The 18,258-nt window shown below is 71.1% G+C and carries 15 protein-coding genes; 4 read left to right on the forward strand and 11 right to left on the reverse strand.

The genetic code is table 11. The annotated features are described in order from the left end of the window. Positions 1 to 2 precede the first annotated feature (2 nt). From DKM19_RS23535 to DKM19_RS23545, 3 genes are all read right to left on the reverse strand, one after another. Positions 3 to 896, reverse strand: a complete 894-nt coding sequence (locus tag DKM19_RS23535; protein ID WP_110698415.1) for a sugar phosphate isomerase/epimerase — start codon at positions 894 to 896, stop codon at positions 3 to 5. Between the two features lie 178 nt (positions 897 to 1,074). Then, positions 1,075 to 4,077, reverse strand: coding sequence for a hypothetical protein (locus DKM19_RS23540; RefSeq protein WP_110698417.1), 3,003 nt, complete (start codon positions 4,075 to 4,077; stop codon positions 1,075 to 1,077). A 205-nt stretch (positions 4,078 to 4,282) separates the two neighbouring features. Continuing rightward, entirely contained in the window at positions 4,283 to 4,768 is a 486-nt protein-coding gene (locus DKM19_RS23545; RefSeq protein WP_110698419.1) for a carboxymuconolactone decarboxylase family protein, read from the reverse strand. A 196-nt stretch (positions 4,769 to 4,964) separates the two neighbouring features. On the opposite strand from DKM19_RS23545, the gene DKM19_RS23550 reads away from it, so the two are divergent. Further along, on the forward strand, positions 4,965 to 5,882 hold the full coding sequence (locus tag DKM19_RS23550) for an RNA polymerase sigma-70 factor (protein ID WP_110698421.1): 918 nt from the start codon (positions 4,965 to 4,967) through the stop codon (positions 5,880 to 5,882). A gap of 58 nt (positions 5,883 to 5,940) precedes the next feature. On the opposite strand, the gene DKM19_RS23555 is transcribed toward DKM19_RS23550, so the two are convergent. Next, a complete protein-coding gene (locus tag DKM19_RS23555) occupies positions 5,941 to 7,080 on the reverse strand; it encodes an ROK family transcriptional regulator (RefSeq protein WP_110698422.1) in 1,140 nt (379 codons plus the stop codon). Positions 7,081 to 7,171: 91 nt separating this feature from the next. On the opposite strand from DKM19_RS23555, the gene DKM19_RS23560 reads away from it, so the two are divergent. Continuing rightward, on the forward strand, positions 7,172 to 8,452 hold the full coding sequence (locus DKM19_RS23560; RefSeq protein WP_110698424.1) for a DUF1479 domain-containing protein: 1,281 nt from the start codon (positions 7,172 to 7,174) through the stop codon (positions 8,450 to 8,452). Between the two features lie 210 nt (positions 8,453 to 8,662). On the opposite strand, the gene DKM19_RS23565 is transcribed toward DKM19_RS23560, so the two are convergent. Continuing rightward, the gene (locus DKM19_RS23565) at positions 8,663 to 9,253 is read right to left on the reverse strand and encodes a TetR family transcriptional regulator (RefSeq protein ID WP_110698426.1); all 591 of its coding nucleotides are present in this window, start codon (positions 9,251 to 9,253) and stop codon (positions 8,663 to 8,665) included. Positions 9,254 to 9,353: 100 nt separating this feature from the next. Between DKM19_RS23565 and DKM19_RS23570 the strand changes: the two genes are divergently transcribed. Both DKM19_RS23570 and DKM19_RS23575 read left to right on the forward strand, forming a co-directional pair. Then, positions 9,354 to 10,835: an aldehyde dehydrogenase gene (locus tag DKM19_RS23570; protein ID WP_110698428.1), complete on the forward strand. Its 1,482-nt coding sequence runs from the start codon at positions 9,354 to 9,356 to the stop codon at positions 10,833 to 10,835. 102 nt (positions 10,836 to 10,937) lie between these two features. Further along, positions 10,938 to 11,384 carry a nitroreductase/quinone reductase family protein gene (locus DKM19_RS23575; RefSeq protein ID WP_204358969.1) on the forward strand — a complete coding sequence of 149 codons (447 nt, stop codon included), beginning with the start codon at positions 10,938 to 10,940 and terminating at the stop codon, positions 11,382 to 11,384. A gap of 69 nt (positions 11,385 to 11,453) precedes the next feature. On the opposite strand, the gene DKM19_RS23580 is transcribed toward DKM19_RS23575, so the two are convergent. From DKM19_RS23580 to DKM19_RS23610, 6 genes are all read right to left on the reverse strand, one after another. Beyond that, the gene (locus DKM19_RS23580; RefSeq protein ID WP_204358970.1) at positions 11,454 to 12,896 is read right to left on the reverse strand and encodes an MFS transporter; all 1,443 of its coding nucleotides are present in this window, start codon (positions 12,894 to 12,896) and stop codon (positions 11,454 to 11,456) included. Next, a complete protein-coding gene (locus tag DKM19_RS23585) occupies positions 12,889 to 13,335 on the reverse strand; it encodes a MarR family winged helix-turn-helix transcriptional regulator (RefSeq protein ID WP_110698431.1) in 447 nt (148 codons plus the stop codon). The genes DKM19_RS23580 and DKM19_RS23585 overlap by 8 nt, the downstream gene beginning before the upstream one ends. Before the next feature lie 282 nt (positions 13,336 to 13,617). Next, positions 13,618 to 14,559 carry an ornithine cyclodeaminase family protein gene (locus DKM19_RS23595; protein WP_110698435.1) on the reverse strand — a complete coding sequence of 314 codons (942 nt, stop codon included), beginning with the start codon at positions 14,557 to 14,559 and terminating at the stop codon, positions 13,618 to 13,620. Next, on the reverse strand, positions 14,556 to 15,689 hold the full coding sequence (locus DKM19_RS23600; protein ID WP_110698437.1) for an aminotransferase class I/II-fold pyridoxal phosphate-dependent enzyme: 1,134 nt from the start codon (positions 15,687 to 15,689) through the stop codon (positions 14,556 to 14,558). The genes DKM19_RS23595 and DKM19_RS23600 overlap by 4 nt, the downstream gene beginning before the upstream one ends. Beyond that, the gene (locus DKM19_RS23605; protein WP_110698439.1) at positions 15,686 to 16,339 is read right to left on the reverse strand and encodes a transcriptional regulator; all 654 of its coding nucleotides are present in this window, start codon (positions 16,337 to 16,339) and stop codon (positions 15,686 to 15,688) included. The genes DKM19_RS23600 and DKM19_RS23605 overlap by 4 nt, the downstream gene beginning before the upstream one ends. A gap of 349 nt (positions 16,340 to 16,688) precedes the next feature. Next, positions 16,689 to 18,128, reverse strand: a complete 1,440-nt coding sequence (locus DKM19_RS23610; protein ID WP_162641700.1) for an Ig-like domain-containing protein — start codon at positions 18,126 to 18,128, stop codon at positions 16,689 to 16,691. Between the last annotated feature and the right edge of the window lie 130 nt (positions 18,129 to 18,258).

Below are 18,258 nucleotides of genomic sequence, written 5' to 3' on the forward strand. Positions count from 1 at the left end.
GGTCACGACGAGAAGCGGGCGACCCACTCGCGGGCTCCGGGAAGGATCTCCTCCACCGGCGCCACCTGCGGATACCAGGTGCGCTCCCATTCCAGGGAGACCCATCCCCCGAAACCGCGCAGCAACTCGCCGCACTCGTCGAGGGGAACCCCGCCCTCCCACATCGGCACCGGGGTCGTGTCGACGGCCGAGATCGCGTCCTTGACCTGCACGTATGCCAGGTGCTCGCCCAGCGCCTCCAGGGTCTGGGCAGGCTCCTCGCCATGACGCCACGGGTGCAGCACGTCCCACAACGCGCCCGCCGCCCCGGGCACGCCCGCCGCATCCAGTAGCCGTCCGACCGCCGCACCGGTCGGCATCGCGTCATGGGTCTCCACCAGCACCCGGACCCCGGACTCCGCGCACAGTCCCGCGACCGCGCGCAGCCGCCGCGCCCCCGCCTCGACGTCCTCCCCACCGGGGAACACCCGCACGGCGGGAGCGCCCAGGTCGGCGGCGAGCAGCAGGTCCTCCCGCAGCGCCCGCACGACGGGCTCGTCCGGGCCGGCCACAGCGATCCGCACGTACCCGGCAAGAGCCGAGATCTCCAGCCGGGCGGCCTCGGCCGGGACACCGGCGGTGGAGGGCTCGGGACTCCGGCCGCCACCGGACTCGGGCCCGGCCTGTACGCCACCGGCGGAGAACGCCGGGTTCCCGGCCTCTCCGGGGTCAGCGCCCGGCGCTCCGCCGACGGTCGCGCGGATCGCCGCGCGCCGCTGCGGAGAGAGCCCGGCGTGCACCCCTGTGTCGGGGTGAAGACGGAGTTCAAGCCCGGCGCACCCGTACTCCACGGCCGTCGCGATGGCCTCGTCCAGGCCCTGCCCCGGCATGCCGAGCGTGCTGAACGCCAACCTCATCAAGGCGCCTCTCCTCCGCTGAACCGCTCCAATAGACCAACCACGCTGGAAAGCGCTTCCCGAAAAGCCCATCATAGGGTTCGTACCGTTGGCCCAGAACGCTACGTGAACCTCGGCAGACCTGTGGGTCTGACAGGTCTGCCGTCGGGTGTACCTCAGCGCTTCCCAGCGCTCTCCCCTACCCGTTGAGCTGGTCGCGCAGCCGTGCGCACGCCCGCGTGAACCGGCTGCGTCCCGGGCCCGCCGCCAGTGCCGTCACCTCCGGGATCGGGCCGCGCGCGCCCGCCCAGGCGGCGACGTCCGCCGCGAGCGTCATCGCCTCGACGTGCACGACGGACGGCCGCTGGCCCGGGCCGGGCAGCAGGACGGGCAGCAGGCTCGTCAGCATCCGCCACACCTCCGCGTACGCGCCCTGCCGGGCGGCCTCGGCCAGCACGGCCACGACCGGACGCGGCTCGACATGCGTACGGCGCATCAGCAGCGCGAGCTGCCGGCCCACCGTCTCGGCCGGCAGCCCGCCCCTGGCCGCCATCCGCACCAGCAGCGAGGCGGCCTCCGGATTCCGTGCGGCCACGACGTGGGCCAGGACGATCGCCGTCGCGTCGCCGGCGGGCCCGTCGGCGTCGATCAGCCCACGCACGCACGCCGCGTAGACACCGAGGTGCGGCAGGTAGTTGACGGCCACGACCTCCCGGTGCGAGGGCAGGATCGCCGGCCACCAGCCCATCGCCTGGCCGTGCCCGTCCCAGCTCCAGCGCAGCGGCTCACGCAGCAGCTCGTCGAGAAGATCGTGCCCGGTGGGCGCGGCCCGCAGCACCGGCTTGAGGCGGAGCTCCCAGACGCGGTACCCCGGTTCGCGCTCGTCGAAGAAATAGTCCGTGGCGCCCTCCAGATAGGCCCACCTCAGGCCCGCTTCCGGGTCGGGCAGCCCGTCTCCGGCCATCCATCCGGCGGCGGTGGCGGCGGCCCGCGAGCCGAGCCCGGCCGCTCGCGCGGCCGCGCCGGAGTGCGCGCCCCTGGGCAGCCGGAGCAGCGCCTGCAGCAGGTCGGCGGGCAGTGGCTCGACACCGGCCGTCGCGCACGCCGCCAGCCGGTCCACGAGCACGTCCGGATCGAGGTGGCCGCTCAGCGCCGTGGGCGTGGCCAGCAGCACGGGCGGCAGCGTGCCCTCCCGCAGCGCCAGATAGAGCTCACTGAACCGGTGCAGCAGGAAGAAGTGCGGCGGCGAGACCTGGCCGGGGTGCGGGAGCCGGTTCCTGCGACGGAACTCCGCCGCAGGGTCGGGCGGCTCGGGCTTGTGAAACAGCGGGCGCGGCCCGGAGTAGGTGAAGCCGACCCGGAACGCGCGGGTTTCGCCGGGCCCCGGCTCGGGGGCCGGCGACCCGTCGCGCATGGCGGCCACGCGTTCCTCTGACACGCCGATGCCCAGCAGCTGCTCGAAAATCTCCTCGCGCACGTGCTCGGGGAGCTGCGCGAACGCCGGCTCCGGCGCCCGCTCCTCCTCCGCCGACTCCTCCGGCTGTCCAGGCTCCCCCGGTTCCTGCGGCCTCTCGGGTTCTTCGGCTTCCCGGGGCGCCTCCTCGTCGGTGTCCGGCACGGCCATGACGCGCACCTGAAAGCTCGTCCCCGCCCACGGATCGACGGGTTCGGGCTCGGGCAGCCCGGGGTCGGAGCCGGGCGCGATCAGCTCCCTGGCCAGGCCGGCGATCCACTTGCCGGGGTCAAGCCAGCGGGTGTAATGGAACAGGTCGGGGTAGGCGCCGCCGAACTCGGCTACGAGCGTCCGCCGCAGCTCCTCGCGGTCACCGGCGGCCTGCGCGACGAACGCCGCCAGCCACCGCTCGCCCTCCGTCCACTCGTACACGCTCCATCCCAGCCGCACGGTGGGCTCCGGGAACGGCTCAGGCACGAAGGGCGTGAGCGGCGGCGGGGTGAACACCTCGACTTTCTCCGGTTCCGCCACGTCACCGCCGAACACGGCGGCGACCCGCGACCCGAGGGCCGCCGGGAGCAAGGGCACGGCCTCGGCGAGGATCTGCCCGGCCGGGGCGAGGGTGGTGGCGTGCCGGAGCGCGAGGCGGGCGGCCCGCCCCTGGACCTCGTACGAGGCGTGCCCGAACGCCGCCGCCAGTGCGGGTGCCGCCTCGGTCGCGGGCGGCGGCTCCTCCTCCAGCCAGCGCAGGCCCGCCAGCGCCAGTTTGGCCTCCGGGCGGAAGGTCAGCGCGCCGATGGCCTCGGCCACGTCGGCGCTCTCGTGAGGGCCGACGAGCCGGAGCTGCGCGAGCGCCAGCTCGGCGACCGTGCCCGGGGCAGCGGGCAGCAGCCGCAGGTAGTCGCGTGTCCGCGCGGCGACCTCCTGCGGCGTAGGGTCCAGCATTCGGTGCAGCCGGACAAAAAAGCGCAGGCCGGCGGCGTCCCCGCCGCGCAGGAAGCGGCGCAGGCAGCCGTCGAGCAGGTCCGCGCGCGAGACGCGCCCGGCTACCTGCAACCGCCCGATCAGGGCCAGCCAGCGGGTGGGCCGGGGTTCGAGCCGCTCCTCGCGCAGTATGCGCCCGACACCCTCGGCCTCGAAGATCCGCGGCAGCAGCGGGCCGACCAGCGGGTCGTCGGCACTCGGCCGGCCCCTGAGCCAGGCGCCCACGAGCGGGTCGTGCTCAGGCGGTGTGGCGCCGCAGGCCCGCAGCAGCGCCAGCGCGAGCGGGGCGTTGCGGTCGTCGGCCGTGCGGATCCGCCCGGCCAGCCGGGCGGCCGCGTCGGCCTGCCAGGCGGCGGGGCGGGCGCTCAGCACACGGAGCACCTCGTCCGTCCCGCTCTGGGGGCCGGTGAACTCGCGGCGGGTCAGCCAGGCGACCGCGGCTGCGACCCCGGACAGGGTGCCGGCACCCGCGACGCGCAGCACCTCGCCGTACCCGCCGATCCCGTCGCCGGACTCCAGCTCCCCCTCGTCCCACTCCGTCTCCTCCCCCTCGCCCTCGTCGTCCAGGTCGAGCATCCACTGCCTGGCGCGGCGGTCGGCGGCCTCGCGCAGTTCCCTGCGCAGCTCGGGAAGCCGGCGCGCCACCTCGGCGCGCCGGTCCTCGCTCAGGCCGAGCACGTGGTCGGCCAGGTCGCGGGTTCTGCGGGCGGTGACAAGGTCGCGGACCCGGTCGTAGTCCGTCGGGGAGTCGGAGATCACGGTCATGGACCGCATCCTAAAGATCAACTCCGACAAATTCGGGCACCGCTCCTGATCGCGACTCGCGACGATCCCCGGCGAGCAAGGCGTCATCGGGGCCGGGAGGACATCACCCCGGCGAGTCGCCGGGAAGACCACCGCGCTCGCCATCGGCGCCTCGGGCCCGGCTCGGGATCGAACGATCCCGAGCCGGGCGCGATTCTCCCTCCGATCAGCTCGTCAGGCCGGCGAACATACCGGGCTCGTAAGACCCCCCCTGGTTGCGCACGATCACGCCGAGCCGGTTGGCCGCGTTGATCATGGCGATCAGGTAGACCAGCGCGGCGATCTGGTCGTCGTCGTAGTGCTTGCGTACCTGAGCCCAGGTCTCGTCGGACACGCCGTGGTAGGCGTCGGCGAGCCGGGTGCCCTCCTCAGCGAGCGCCAGCGCGGCCCGCTCGGCCTCGGTGAACACGATGGACTCGCGCCAGGCGGCGACCAGGTGGAGCCGGACCGCGCTCTCCCCGGCGGCCGCGGCCTCCTTGGTGTGGTAATCGAGGCAGAAACCGCAGCCGTTGATCTGGCTGGCGCGCAACATCACCAACTCCTGGAGGTCCCTGGGCAGTGGCGACTGCTGGATCGCCAGGCTGACGCCGGTGAAACGCTTACCGATCTTGGCACCGATCTCGTTGGTCATCAGGTTGAAACGGGGTTCCATGACGTCGTCCTCACTCGTGGGCCGGCGCCGCGCGAATCGTTCGCGCGGCGTCCGACGGACAAGAGATGCCGGTGACCCGATCCCTGTGACGCTGCGGCAATGTGACGTGCGCCACCGATCACGGGTGTCACAGAGCGGTGAGGACCGGCGTCTTGTGCGTATGGCACGATCGAGAGCGAACGGGCAGGAGCCGGCTATGAGCGAGCGAACAACGGACACCGGCGAGCGGCTCGCTCGCAGCGGCCCCATGGACCGCGCCACCGAGGCGTTCGTCGCCCACCGCAACCTGCTGTTCACCGTCGCCTACGAGATGCTCGGCTCGGCCGCCGACGCCGAAGACGTCCTGCAGGAGACCTGGCTGCGGTGGACGAACGTCGATCTGGGCATAGTCCGCGATCAGCGCGCGTACCTGGTCCGGATCACCACCAGCCAAGCGCTCACCCGGCTGCGCACGCTCGGCCGGCGCAAGGAGTCTTATGTCGGCCCCTGGCTTCCTGAGCCGCTGCTGACCTCGCCCGACGTGGCCGAGGACGTCGAGCTGGCCGACAGCGTCTCGATGGCGATGCTGCTGGTGCTGGAGACGCTCGCACCGACCGAGCGGGCGGTGTTCGTACTGCGCGAGGTGTTCGACCTGGCCTACGACGAGATCGCCGAAGCCGTCGGCAAGAGCGCGGCCGCGGTCCGCCAGATCGCCCACCGGGCACGGGCCCACGTCGCCGCGCGCCGACCACGCGGCATCGTCTCCGCGGCCGAGACCCGAGATGTGCTCGAGGCGTTCCAGCGGGCGGTCGAAACGGGCGACATGCAGAGACTGCTCGACATGCTCGCACCGGATGTCGTCTTCCTGGGTGACGGTGGCGGCGTCGTACAGGCCGCACCGGCGCCCGTCGTGGGAGCCGAGATGGTGGCCCACGTGCTGGGCAGGATCGCCGCCGCGGTGTCGCCGCAGCCGGCACAGGTCAACGGCTGTCCGGCGCTGGTTCTCCGGCTCGAAGGCGAGATCGACACCGTCATCGCGGTGCGCATCGACGACGGCCTCGTCACCGGGCTCTACGCCGTCCGCAATCCCGAGAAGTTGTCGCGCATGGAGCGGGAGACGGCCCTGCGCCGCTGAGTGCGTCTCGTGGACGCGCGAGCCGTCAAGCCGGCCTCGAGAGCACAGTGCCCCGAGGTCAGCTCGGGCCCGGGCGTGCGGAGGAGGTGAGAATCGATTGAAGTTCCTCGACGGCCCGGATACGGGCCCCGGCCAAGTCGGGCGCGGGCACCAGAGCCGCGGTGACGGGAACGCTTCGCGGGCTGCTTCCGAAGTGCTCGGCGATCGTTGCGATCATGCCGGGGTCCAGGCCCCAGGTTCCTCCGATCACCACGAGCTGCGGGTCGGACAGGGAGACGGCCGCCGCCAGGACGCCGCCCACCGCTCGGGCCAGTGTGCCACGCGTTCGAACGGCCTCCACGCCGTCGCCCGCCGTCGCCGCCCGCAGAGCCTCGACGTCGATGGCGGTCGACCCCTGGCGCCGTAGCCCGAGGACGGCGAACACCTCCGTCAACGGCACCGCGGCACCGTCCGGCCCCGCGGTGAGCAGATGGGCGATCTCGCCGGCCAGACCGCGGTGGCCCCGCCGGATCTCGCCGTCGCTGACCACCGCGCAGCCCAGGCCCTCGCCGAGATGAACGTAGACGAAGTCCGCCACGCCCGCGGCGCACCCTTCCCGGCCTTCGGCGCGCGCGGCCCAGTTGACGTCGTTGTCCACCAGCACCGGCCCCTCGACCAGTGACCCCAGGACGGCCACCGGGTCCAGGTCGCCGACAAGGAACGGCGCGTCGGGCAGGTGCACGAGCCGGCCGGTGCCGCGGTCGACCGGGTCCGCCGCGCTGACCACCGCGGTGCGCAGCCCGCCCCCGACCTGCCCCCGTACGGCCCGGGCCACCTCGGCGAGCGTCCGCGCCGCCCGATCGCGGCCCGCGGCCCTGCCGAGATGGGACTCGGCCCGACCGACCACCTCACCGAAGACGTCGACCGCCTCGCCCACCACGCCCCGGGGGCTGATGCTCACCACCAGTGCGATGGCGATGTCGCCGGCGAGCGCGTAGTAGGAGCCGACACGTCCACGGCCGGTCGTCCGCTCCCCGGTGTCCACCAGCAGGCCTGACTCGCTCAGCCGCCGCACGCTTTCGGAGATCGTCGTCTTGGAGATCCCGGTGTGCACCGCGATCTCGGCGCGGGTCATCCGCCGCCTGTCCATCAGCGCGCGGAGCACATGCTCATCGGTGATCGACCGCAGCAGCTCCAGCGAAGGCTTGTCAGCAGACATGCCCCAGAGTTTAGTCAGGAGTGTTGCCTAAACATCTGGAGCCTGGTTATGGTGATTCTAGTTAGGAGTCCTGACTAAAGAGGGATCAGAGATGACAGCCACAGCCGCACCGGCCCTGCCCTCCTGGCAGACCGTTCCCGAGGACCTGCCCGCCGCGATCCGCCAGATCAAACGAGCGCTGCGCGCCCGGATCGAGGCCTCCGGCCGGAGCGTCCACGATGTCTTCGCCGTCGTGGAGCGTCGCATCGCCGATCGGACCGCCGAGATCGACGCCGACCGGAAACGCGGCGAGAGCGTGTGGCCGGTCATCGACTACGCCGACATCGCGGACGGCAGCGTCACCCCCGAACAGCTCGGCAAGCTCAAGCGGCGCGGCTGCCTGGTCGTGCGCGGCCACTTCGACCGCGACCAGGCCCTGGCCTGGGACACCGACATCGTCTCCTACGTCGAGCGGAACAGGTTCTTCGAGAACTACACCGGCCCCGGCGACGACTTCTTCGGCAGCGTCGGATCCAAGCCCGAGATCTATCCCGTCTTCTGGTCCGGCGCCCAGATGCAGGCCCGCCAGAGCGACCGCATGACCCGCGTCCAGTCCTTCCTCAACTCCCTGTGGAACAACGAATCCGAAGGCGTCCGCTGGTTCGACCCCGACCGCGACGCGATGTACCCCGACCGGATCCGCCGCCGCCCGCCGGGCGTCGACTCTCGCGGCCTGGGCACCCACTGCGACCCCGGCACGCTCGACCTGTGGATGACCCGCGAGTACCAGCGGACCTTCCGGCACCTCTTCGACGGAACCGTCGAGGACTACGACCCCTGGGACGCCGCCCACCGCACCACGGGACCCCAGTACCCCGGCACCACGATGTGCTCGGCGTTCCGAACCTTCCAGGGCTGGACCGCCCTGTCCGACATGGACCACGACCAGGGTGTCCTGCACACCGTCCCCATCCCCGAGGCCATGGCCTACCTGATGCTCCGCCCCCTCCTGGACGACGTCCCCGACGACGACATGTGTGGCGTCACCGTCAACCAGGTCTTCCCCGCCGACCGGAAATGGCACGCCCCCCTCCTGGACACCCTCACCGGCATTCCCGACGTCCGGGCCGGCGACTCGGTCTGGTGGCACTGCGACATGATCCACAGTGTCGCCCCCGTCACCGACCAGAAGGGCTGGGGCAACGTCATGTACATCCCCGCGGCCCCCTGGTGCCCTCGCAACGAACGCTACGCCGACCGCGTCCGCGAAGCCTTCCTCACCGGCTCCAGCCCCGGCGACTTCCCCGAAGAACACTACGAACGCACCTGGCCCGACCGCTTCGGCCCCGACCGGCTCAACGAGACCGGCCGCCGGAGCATGGACCTGACCTGACCTGTACGACCGCTCACGCGGACTGCCCCGATCAGCCTTCTGCGGTAGTGCCGAAGCACGCGGGCCCGAGCCGCTTCTCCGTCGTCGAGAGGTCTTAGTCCACTGCGAATGATCTTGAATTCAATCGAATGCCTTTACAATGTAGATTGATAAGACGACGCCCGTTCAACCGCGCCCAGACGAGGACCCGATGGCGCGCCCCCCGGCTCTTCATCGTGGCGCCGTGCCGGGGGCGCCTTCAGGGACGAAGGCGCGTCGTACGGCGGTGGCGAGGCCGGCGCGGCGGCGGTCGTGGTCGGCGTGGGGGTCGGCGGCCGTGGCGGCGTAGGTGAGACTGACCGGCGACCAGGTCATGGCCATGGAGATGACCATGGAGTGCACGTCGGCCGGAGGCAGGGCGGGATCGATGTGCCCGGCGTTCTGCGCCTCGGCGATGGCCTGGAGCTTGGGGGCCTCGTCGGCCTCGGTGAAGAGATGGCCGACGGAGGTGCGTTCCAGGCGTGCCCAGCCGGCCAGGCGTACGAGCTGCGGGTGGACGAGGTAGGCGTCGTAGAGGCGGACGGCGTAGCCGGGCAGATCCTCAGGCGTCAGCGGTGCGGCGTCGAGAATGCCTTCGACCTGGTCGGTGAGGACGGCGTCGAACAGCTCTTCCTTGCCGCCGTAGTAGGCGTACATCTGAGCCTTGCTGACCTTCGCGTCGGCCGAGATGCGGTCGACGCGCGCGCCCGCGATGCCGTGAGCGGCGAATTCGACGGCGGCCGCATCAAGGAGGCGCCGCCTGCTGGCCTGTCCCTTGTCCATGACCCCATCCTAAACGAACTGGTTCGTTTGCAGAACGGAGCGACAGGGGTTACGGTCGAAAAACCAGAACGAACCAGTTCGTTTTCATAGGAGATCACTCATGACCCGTCCCCTCACCCTGGACGCCTCCGCGCGTCCGGCTCCGGCGTTCCTCGACGGCCCGGCCAAGAAACTGCTGATCGACGGCGTGTGGACCGCCGCGCGCTCCGGCGAGACGTTCGAGACCGTCGACCCCGCGACGGGGAAGGTCCTCACCTCGGTCGCCTCGGCCGGGGCGGAGGATGTGGATCTGGCGGTGGCCGCGGCGCGGCGCGCCTTCGAAGCCTCGTCCTGGGCGGACATCACCCCTTACCAGCGCAGCAAGGTGCTGCTGCAGATCGCCGACGTCCTTGAGGCACACGCCGGGGAGCTGGCCGTGCTGGACTCGCTCGACATGGGCGGCCCGCTGTGGATGACGCGCTGGCTGGTGGACCACTCGGTGGAGGTCTTCCGGCACTACGCGGGCTGGCCGACGAAGATCTACGGCCAGACCGCTCCCTCGGACCCGTCGGCGTTCCACTACACCCTGCGCCAGCCGCTGGGCGTCGTCGGCGCCATCACCGCGTGGAACGGTCCCGTTCTGCAGCTGGCGTGGAAGCTGGGCCCGGCGCTGGCGACCGGCAACACCGTGGTCGCCAAGCCCGCCGCGTGGTCGCCGCTGTCCGCGCTGCGAATCGGGGAACTGCTGCTGGAGACCGACCTGCCGCACGGCGTGGTCAACATCGTCACCGGCGACGGCGCCCTCACCGGGGAGGCGCTGACCAACCACCCGGACGTGGACAAGATCTCCTTCACCGGATCGCTGGCCGTGGGCAAGCGCATCCTGGAGGTCTCCAGCAAGGACCTCAAGCGGGTGACCCTGGAACTGGGCGGCAAGTCCCCGACGATCGTCTTCGACGACGCCGATCTGGAAGCCGCGGCCAAGGGCGCGGTCGCCGGATTCGCCCAGGGCAGCGGCGAGGGCTGTGTCGCCGGCACCCGCATCTTCGTCCAGGAGTCAGTCCGCGAACGGTTTCGCGAGTTGCTGCTGCGGGAGATGAAGGCCTACACCATGGGAGACCCCTTTCACCCCGACACCCGGATGGGGCCGCTGGCCTCGGCCCAGCACTTCCAGCGGGTCGCCTCCTACCTGGACGTCGCCCACGCCGAGGGCGGCACCCTGGAGATCGCCGGCGAGAGCGAGGGCCTGTACATGCCGCCCGTCCTCATCGAGAACGTCGGCGCCGACGCCCGCGTCGTACGCGAGGAGATCTTCGGTCCCGTCGCGTCGCTGATGACGTTCACCGACACCGACGACGCCATCGCGCAGGGCAACGACACCATCTACGGCCTGTCCGCCTCGGTGTGGACCACGAACCTGGAACGCGCCCACCGCACCGCGAGCGGCCTGCGCGCCGGAACCGTGTGGGTCAACGCCTACGCCGACATGAGCGCGGGCACCGTGCCCTTCGGCGGTTTCAAGCAGTCCGGCCTCGGCCGCGAGCACGGCATCGAGGTTCTGGACGCCTACACCGAGACCAAGACCGTCATGGTCCACCTGTGACCTCCACACCGATACCCCACCACCTCCCTGTCCGCAGGGCATGACGCACCGGTCCGGTGGCCGAGCCCTCGGCCCGGCCACCGGACCGGCCAGGAGACGACAGTGCAGGAGACGACAGTGCAGGAAGCGATCCGCCAGGCCCTGGCCCTCACCCGCCGCTCCACCGCACGCGAACGGACCGTCGACATCACCACCACCGGCCGCCGCACCGGCCGGCCCCGCCGCATCGAAATCTGGTTCTACCGTGTCGGTGAGACCAACTACCTCAGCGGTCTGCCCGGAGAACGAGGCTGGTACGCGAACCTGCGAACCCACCCCGCTTTCACCTTCCACCTCAAGAACGGCGTACGCGCCGACCTGCCGGCCACCGCCCGCGTCATCACCGATCCCGCCGAACGGCACCGCATCCTCGGCGAGATCGTCGACGACCTCAACCAGCCCCACAACCCCGCCCGAATCACCCAGCCGACCCGCCTTGAGGACTGGGAGAACGGCAGTCCCCTGGTCGAAATCGTCTTCGCCCGTCAGGCCACACCAGACGACGCCTGAGCCCTTCCCCAGCCGGAAGCCGGAGTGCCGAGGTGGTGACAGCCTCGCGGCGTGGAGCCCCGGGGTGATCTACGGCGCCTGCGGCGTATCGGCAGGGGGGTCCCCCGGCGCACGGCCGAGAGTGCGGTCGAAGACGTTCAGAAGGAGGTAGAGCACGCCTGCGCCGAGCATGATCCAGGCGAGGTGGTGCATGCCACCGGTGTCCGCGCGCTGCCCGAAGGAGGCGGCCGCCGTGGAGGAGGCGACCATCGAGCCGATGTAGGCGAAGGTGCGCAGCAGGCCGGCCGAGGAGGCGATGCGCTCGGGATCGGCCTGGAAGTAGACGGAGTTCTGCAGGCCCAGGCTGTTCAGTCCCTGCGGGACTCCGAAGATCAGGGCGACGAGAACCAGCATCCACACGGGGCTGTCCCCGGTGAGCGTCAGCATCACCGCACAGGCGACAACCTGCCCGAGCGCGCCGACGAGCAGCTTGCCGCGCACGCCCTTGCTCCGCCCGGAGACGATCGAGACACCGATGGCCACCAGGAACATGGGGATCTGCACCAGCCCGGCGTGGAAGGGCGAGAGCCCGAAGCCCTCCTCCGTCCACTGGGTGAACCCGTAGAGGAAGGCGTAGGCGACGACGTAGGCGACCAGTGCGCGCCCGTAGGTGACCAGCAGCGGCGTGTTGCCGCCCAGCACCCGCAGGTCGATGAACGGGGTGGGGGCCCGTAGCTCCCGCGCCGCGAACGCGGCGCTCGCGGCGGCGGCGATCACCAGCAGGTACCAGTCGCGCAGGTGCAGGTTCATCAGGAACAGCAGCAGCGAGATGAGCGTCACGGCGAACAGCGCCATGCCGGGCAGGTCGAGTCGGGCGGCGAGGCCCCCACGCCGCGGGGACTCCCCCGCGCCGGCCTCCTCCGTACGGGACTCCTTGGGCAGCCGGAGCAGCCCCAGCAGCACGGCCGCGACGGCCAGCGGCACGTTCAGCGCGCAGGTCGCGCGCCAGCCGCCCAGCCCGATCAGCAGGCCGCCCAGCAGAGGGCCGATCACGGCGATGGTCTGGTTGGCGACGGCCAGGGCGGTCAGCACCCCGCCGGGACTGTCCTGCCCGGTGCGCTTGGCCTCGCTGCGCAGCAGCGCCATCGCGGCGGGATAACCGGCGCAGGTGCCGAACCCGAGCAGGACCCGCGAGGCGATCAGCACCCCCAGGTTCGGCGCCAGGGTGCCGACGACACCGGCGACCCCGACAAGACTCGTGCTGACGAGGAAGAGCCTGCGCGGCCCGAAGACGTCGATGAGCCGGCCCACGACAGGCTGCCCGAGAGCGGTGGCCAGGTAGAGGGCCGAGACCAGCCACGCGGTCTGCGAGGGCGGCGCGCCCAACGCGTCGCCGATGGGTACGAGCGTGACGGCGATGATCGTCGAGTTGATCGGGTTCAGGACCGAGCCCAGCAGCATCGGCGGCAGCAGCCGCCGGTCGAAGCCCGCCGTCGCCGTCCCGCCTCGCCCCTCTGCTTTCTGATCAGTCATGGGTGAGGCGCTCCAGTACGGCCATGGCCGCGATCACGGCCCGCCGTTCCTCTTCCGTGCACTTCTCCTGTAACTCACCGGCGAGCCATTCCTGCCGGGCCTGCCGCCCCTCCTCCACCCGCCGGTGCCCCTCCGCGGTCAGCGCGATCAGCAGACGGCGCCCGTCATCGGGGTCGGGCCGCCGTTCCACCAGCCCCAAGGCGGCCAGCGACGCGACCGTCGCCGTCATCGACTGGTGGCGCACTCCCTCGGCCGAGGCGAGCTCACTGGCCGTGACGCCTTGTTTGCCGGACAGGCGGGTCAGAACGGACGCCTGCCCAAAAGTGATGTCCTCGGCTTCGGCGGCGTTCAGGATGCGGCGTCGCAGGCGGCCGATGACCGTACGGACCTCTCGCGAAGCCTGAACCGCCGAGGGAGACAGACGCGGGCTCTCATTCATGCGTTCCACACTAGAACCCGCAGCTTAAGTTGTACAGTTTTATCTGTACAGTTTTAGCTGCGCGATGAACCAACTCTGCGAGCCGTCTCAGGCGTCTGGTCACGCGCCGCCGGCGGTCCCTGTCGCGCAGGGGCCACAGGCTGCCAGGCGGGTCAGGGAGCTCGAAGGAGCGACGGCCCAGCACGTCGATGTGGTGGCGGACGACCTCGCCGTACGCCTTCGGCACCGGCGCGTCGCCGAGGTCGAGCCGCTCGGTGAGGTCGTCGACAACCTCCGCCGGGTCTACCGGGTCAGTTCGCGCAGGACCGCCGAGGCGACGGCCGCGTCGAGCGCGCCGACACCGGTCAGGTCCGCGACGGTGATCGCGTCATCCGGCCGCTCGATAGGCTTTTCGAGCAGGAGGCCGACGGGGGTGTCGTCGTCGGCGGTGACGGTTCCGGCGCGAACGGCGTGTCCGAAGTCGCCGTGGTGCAGGCACTGGTCGTGGTCGTCGGTCGCGATCAGTGCCGCGCGGCCGAAGAGCGCCGGGGGGAGCTCGTTCTTGTGGGGCATGTCGGTGCCGATCCCGGTCACGTGCGCGCCGTCCCGGACGTGGGCGGACTCCAGCACCGGGGCCGACGCGGGGGTGGTGGTGACGACCATGTCCGCGCCCGCGGCCTCTTCGGCGGAGGCGGGCCGGGCGTGCTGCCCGCGCGCGGCGAACTCCTCGCACAGTGCCCGGGCCCTGTCCTGGCTGCGTCCGTGGACGAGTATCGCGGTGATCGGGCGGAGCCTGGCGAGCCATTCGACCTGGAGACGGGCCTGTTCTCCGGTGCCGAAGACGGCCAGGGTCGTCGCGTCGGGGCGGGCCATGGCGTGGGTGATCAGGGCGCCGGCGGCGGCGGTGCGCCAGGCGGTGAGCAGGCCCCGGTCGTCGAGGACCGCGCGGACCTGACCGGTCTGGGCGCTGACGACGCAGACCAGACCGTGGTTGGTGGGCAGGCCGGCCGCGGGGTTGCCGTAGAAGCCGGTTGCGATCTTGACGGTGAAGTCGGGGGCGCCCGTGACCCAGCCCGCCTTGACGTGGCAGTCCCCGTCGGCGTCGGGGAACTGCAGGTGCAGCGGCGGTGGCACGGTGGTACGGCCGTGGGCGTGGGCGATCAAGGACTCTCGGACGGCATCGAAGACCAGGTCCGCGGTGGCCGCCCGTTCGATGGCGGCGGTGTCGAAGACGGGCATGATCATCGCTGCGCTCTCATCCACCGTGCGAAGGCGGCCAGGCCCTCCTCGGGGTTGGCGCGGCCGATGCCGATCCGGAAGCGGTCGGTGGGGGTTGGGGTGAGTTCGGAGCGGTAGATGCCGGCGGGCAGCAGCAGGACGCCGGACTCCTCCACCAGGCGGGTGCAGAGCCGCTCGACGCCTTCCGGGCCGAGGTAGCGGGGGTAGGCGACGCAGCCGCCGTCCGGTGCCCGCCACTCGAAGGCGTCCGCGAACTCGGCGAAGAACGCGTCGAAGGCCGGCAGATTCGCCGAGATCAGGGCCCGGTTGCGGTCCAGGATCGTCTCTCTGGCCTTGATCGCGATACGGGCCAGAACCTCGCTGGGGGCGGAATTGCAGATGGTGGTGTAGTGCTTGGCCCGCTCCAGCCGAGACAGCAGGTCCCGGTCACGGCAGGTGATCCAGCCGATCCTCAGGCCCGGCAGGCCCAGGGACTTGGAGGTCACGTTCAGCGACAGGGCCCGCTCGGACAGGTCCGCGGCCTGCGGCAGGGTGCGGGCCGGATCGCGCTCCAGCCCGCGGTAGACCTCGTCGCTGAACAGGTGGATGCCGTGCTCGTCGCACAGCCGTGCCAGCTCGGCGAAGTCGGCGACGTCGATGATCTTGCCGGTGGGGTTGTTGGGGAAGTTCACCGACACCACCCGGGTGTTCGGCCGGATCGCCGCCTTGATCTGGTCGAGGTCCAGGGCCCAGTCGCGATCCGGGTCGAGGGCGACGCCGGTGACCTCGCACAGCGCGAGCGGCACGGTCTCGGCCGCCTGGTAGTTCGGGGTCACCACCACCGCGTGGTCGCCCGCGTCCAGCAGGACGTTCATCGCGAGGTACAGGGCCTCCTCGGCGCCCGCGAAGCAGATGACGTCGGCGGCGTCCGCCCGCTCGTAGGACTGGGCGATCGCCTCGCGCAGGGCGGGATCGCCGTAGGTCTCGGTGTATCCCAGGGACAGGTTCTCGAACGCGGCCCGGTCCTGATCGTCGGCCAGGGCGAGCAGCTCGGTGAGCGTCATGGTCTGGGCGTCGGAGGCGGTCAGGTGGTGGCGCGCGGTGAACTCCCATCGGGAGAAGTACGTTTCCAGCCGGAAGTCGGGCAGGCGGGTCATGACGTCTGATCCTTTGCGTTCGGTGCTCTGAGCTCGGCCAACAGGCCGTAGAGGGTCGATCGGGAGACCCGCAGGGCGCCGGCGACGACGGGAGTGGCACGGCGTACGGCGAAGACCTTCGCCTCGTCCAGGCGGGCGAGGACGGCCAGGCGGTCCTGGCGGGTCAGACGCTCCACCGGACGGCCGCACTCGCGCACGTATGCGCCGACGATGTGCTGGACACGCTCGCTCCAGTCCTGCTCGAACAGCGGCTCCGGGCGGGGCACGGTCGGGGCGCCGAACGCGGACAGCACCGCCGCGGCCTGCTCCAGCGGCGTGCGGTCGAGATTGACGCACAGCACCGCCGAGGCCTTCCCCGCCTCGTCACGCAGGACCGCGCTGACCGATGACAGGCGCCGGCCGTCCGCGAGCAGCTTCTCGTACGGCCCGAACACATCCCGAGCCGACGGATCGAGGGTGTCCAGCTCGCCCAGCAGCGACGGGTCCCCGGGGCCGCGCGAGCTCATCGAATTCCAGATGGCCAGAATCCGGTCGGTGTCCGGATCGTGAAGCACCACCTCGGCGTACGGACCGAGCAGCAGCGCCACGGCCTGGCAGGCCGGTGCCCACATCCGCACACGAGCGTCGACGCCCTTCTCCGCAGATCCCATGGCGTGGACTTTACGTCCAACTCGGACAATATGTCCAATCCCTAAGCGTGCCGGAGGGCGCACAGGCGACACTCATAACGGGTGATCGGGGTGCCGGTGGGAACCACACCGCGCAGGTCAGGGTGCCCGCCTCGGAGCCGGCGCCGGACGAGTGGCCGGGCTCGACGATCGAGCACCCACGAAGATCCCTGGCGGTGACGCTCCCGTGCGGCAAGGGGTCGTGGTGACCGCCCTGCCGTACCGGAGCTCTCCCGTCCGCGCGTTCCCTGGCCGGGCGTTGTGCGACGCTCAGGGACCCGAGCGGTTGCGGGTCAGCGGTCGATCAGTTCGCAGTGGGCGTATCCAGGGTTCAGCCCGCCTTCACCGCGCTCGTGGTCATGGGCCGGCAGGGCGGCGTCTGGAAGGTCACGCCGTCCAGGAAGTTGCCGACCCCCTGGCCGCCCGTGGCCGACACCGATTCGAAGGCGAATCGTGTGGTGGTCTGTCCCGGAGGTACGACGTACACCCCGGTGTACTGGCGCCAGGCGGTGTTGTCGTCGGAGATGTCCGGGGAGGAGGCCCCCGCGGGGACCTGCGCCGCAGTCGCGCCCGGTGCGCCGATGAGCACCCGCATCACGTCGGTACCGAGGCGGCCTCGGTGATACAGCGACCAGGTCATCGACGTTCCCGGAACGGTGGGCAGGTCCTGGTAGAGCGTGGAGACCTGGTTGGCGTTGAGCTCGGCGAACTGCTGGCCGTCGGCTGCCGGGACCCCGCTCGCGCCGCCCCGCCAGAACTCCAGCTTGTTGTCGGTGGCGGTGGTGTGCCAGCCGACGCCCGGGTTGGTGGAGGCATCGGGGATGGACCAGTCGATCGTGGCCACGGGCGGCGCCTCGAAGCCGCCGTTGACCAGGTTGACCGAAGCGGAGACACAGGTGACGGCGACGATGACCGTGGCGGTGCTGGTTCCGCAGGCAGTGGTGATGGTGTAGGCGAAGGTGTCGGTGCCGCTGAGGCCCGCGGCGGGGGTGTAGATCACGGTGCCGCCGGAGATCGTCGCGGTGCCGTGGGCGGGCTGGGTGACGCTGCTGATCGTCGGTGCGGTCGCGGTGTCGTTGGCCAGGACGGGCACGCTGACGGCGGTGTCCTGCTTGGTGGTCGCGGTGTCGCCGACGGCCGTGGTGGGTGAGATGGACTGCCCGTTGACGATCTGGATCGCGGGGGCGGGCGTGTTGTTCCCGAGCTGACCCGGAGAGGCGATGACGCTGCTGATCCCGGTCGGCCGGATGGTCATGCTGTTCCCGACGGTGCCCTGCCTGACCTGGAAGGTGATGACCTTCGCCGGTGGGTCGGTCTTGGTGCCCGATGAGGGGATCGTCAGGGTGTTGCCGGAGATGGTGCCGGCTCCGGACTGGCTGACGACATCGGCGCCGGCCAGCAGGGACGACAGGTCCCACGTGGTGGTGTAGCTCCTGACCAGCAGCGGCCACTGGGCCGTGCGGTGCGCCAGCGTGAGGGTGAAGGTGCCGCCCGGCGTGATCTGTCCGCCCCACAGGGCCGGGGAGCTGTCGACCGGGACCGACCCGCTGCCCAGCTGCATGCCGAGCACGTTCTTCCAGTAGTAGCTGACGGGGTAGGTCGCCTGCCCCTGCCGGACACAGGGCGTGACGGCGGCCCGCGTGACGGCCTGCCGTACACCGCCGGCGGCGTGTTCGTCGGCGGCGGCCGCCACCGGCGTTCCCCGTACGGCCAGCAACGCCAAGAGGGCGCAGGCCGACGCGGTGAGCGCGGATCTGGATCGTTGTGACACCAACGCTGAACTCCCATTCGTCGCGAAGGATGACCTCGTAGATCAACTTCACAACGGAGGTTACTCTCTGTAGTCAATCCGCTGCGCCAGGCGGGCCTGTGATCTTCGTGTCGCATCCCGCGCACACCCG

Origin of the sequence: Streptosporangium sp. 'caverna' (assembly GCF_003203775.1) — a bacterium.
GTDB classification, from domain to species: Bacteria; Actinomycetota; Actinomycetes; order Streptosporangiales; family Streptosporangiaceae; genus Streptosporangium; species Streptosporangium subroseum.

What these genes read in the sequence shown, in the direction of transcription:
- DKM19_RS23535 (WP_110698415.1), bottom strand. Translation starts at nt 896, where the DNA reads ATGAGGTTGGCGTTCAGCACGCTCGGCATGCCGGGGCAGGGCCTGGAC.
- DKM19_RS23540 (WP_110698417.1), bottom strand. Translation starts at nt 4,077, where the DNA reads ATGACCGTGATCTCCGACTCCCCGACGGACTACGACCGGGTCCGCGAC.
- DKM19_RS23545 (WP_110698419.1), bottom strand. Translation starts at nt 4,768, where the DNA reads ATGGAACCCCGTTTCAACCTGATGACCAACGAGATCGGTGCCAAGATC.
- DKM19_RS23550 (WP_110698421.1), top strand. Translation starts at nt 4,965, where the DNA reads ATGAGCGAGCGAACAACGGACACCGGCGAGCGGCTCGCTCGCAGCGGC.
- DKM19_RS23555 (WP_110698422.1), bottom strand. Translation starts at nt 7,080, where the DNA reads ATGTCTGCTGACAAGCCTTCGCTGGAGCTGCTGCGGTCGATCACCGAT.
- DKM19_RS23560 (WP_110698424.1), top strand. Translation starts at nt 7,172, where the DNA reads ATGACAGCCACAGCCGCACCGGCCCTGCCCTCCTGGCAGACCGTTCCC.
- DKM19_RS23565 (WP_110698426.1), bottom strand. Translation starts at nt 9,253, where the DNA reads ATGGACAAGGGACAGGCCAGCAGGCGGCGCCTCCTTGATGCGGCCGCC.
- DKM19_RS23570 (WP_110698428.1), top strand. Translation starts at nt 9,354, where the DNA reads ATGACCCGTCCCCTCACCCTGGACGCCTCCGCGCGTCCGGCTCCGGCG.
- DKM19_RS23580 (WP_204358970.1), bottom strand. Translation starts at nt 12,896, where the DNA reads ATGACTGATCAGAAAGCAGAGGGGCGAGGCGGGACGGCGACGGCGGGC.
- DKM19_RS23585 (WP_110698431.1), bottom strand. Translation starts at nt 13,335, where the DNA reads ATGAATGAGAGCCCGCGTCTGTCTCCCTCGGCGGTTCAGGCTTCGCGA.
- DKM19_RS23595 (WP_110698435.1), bottom strand. Translation starts at nt 14,559, where the DNA reads ATGATCATGCCCGTCTTCGACACCGCCGCCATCGAACGGGCGGCCACC.
- DKM19_RS23600 (WP_110698437.1), bottom strand. Translation starts at nt 15,689, where the DNA reads ATGACCCGCCTGCCCGACTTCCGGCTGGAAACGTACTTCTCCCGATGG.
- DKM19_RS23605 (WP_110698439.1), bottom strand. Translation starts at nt 16,339, where the DNA reads ATGGGATCTGCGGAGAAGGGCGTCGACGCTCGTGTGCGGATGTGGGCA.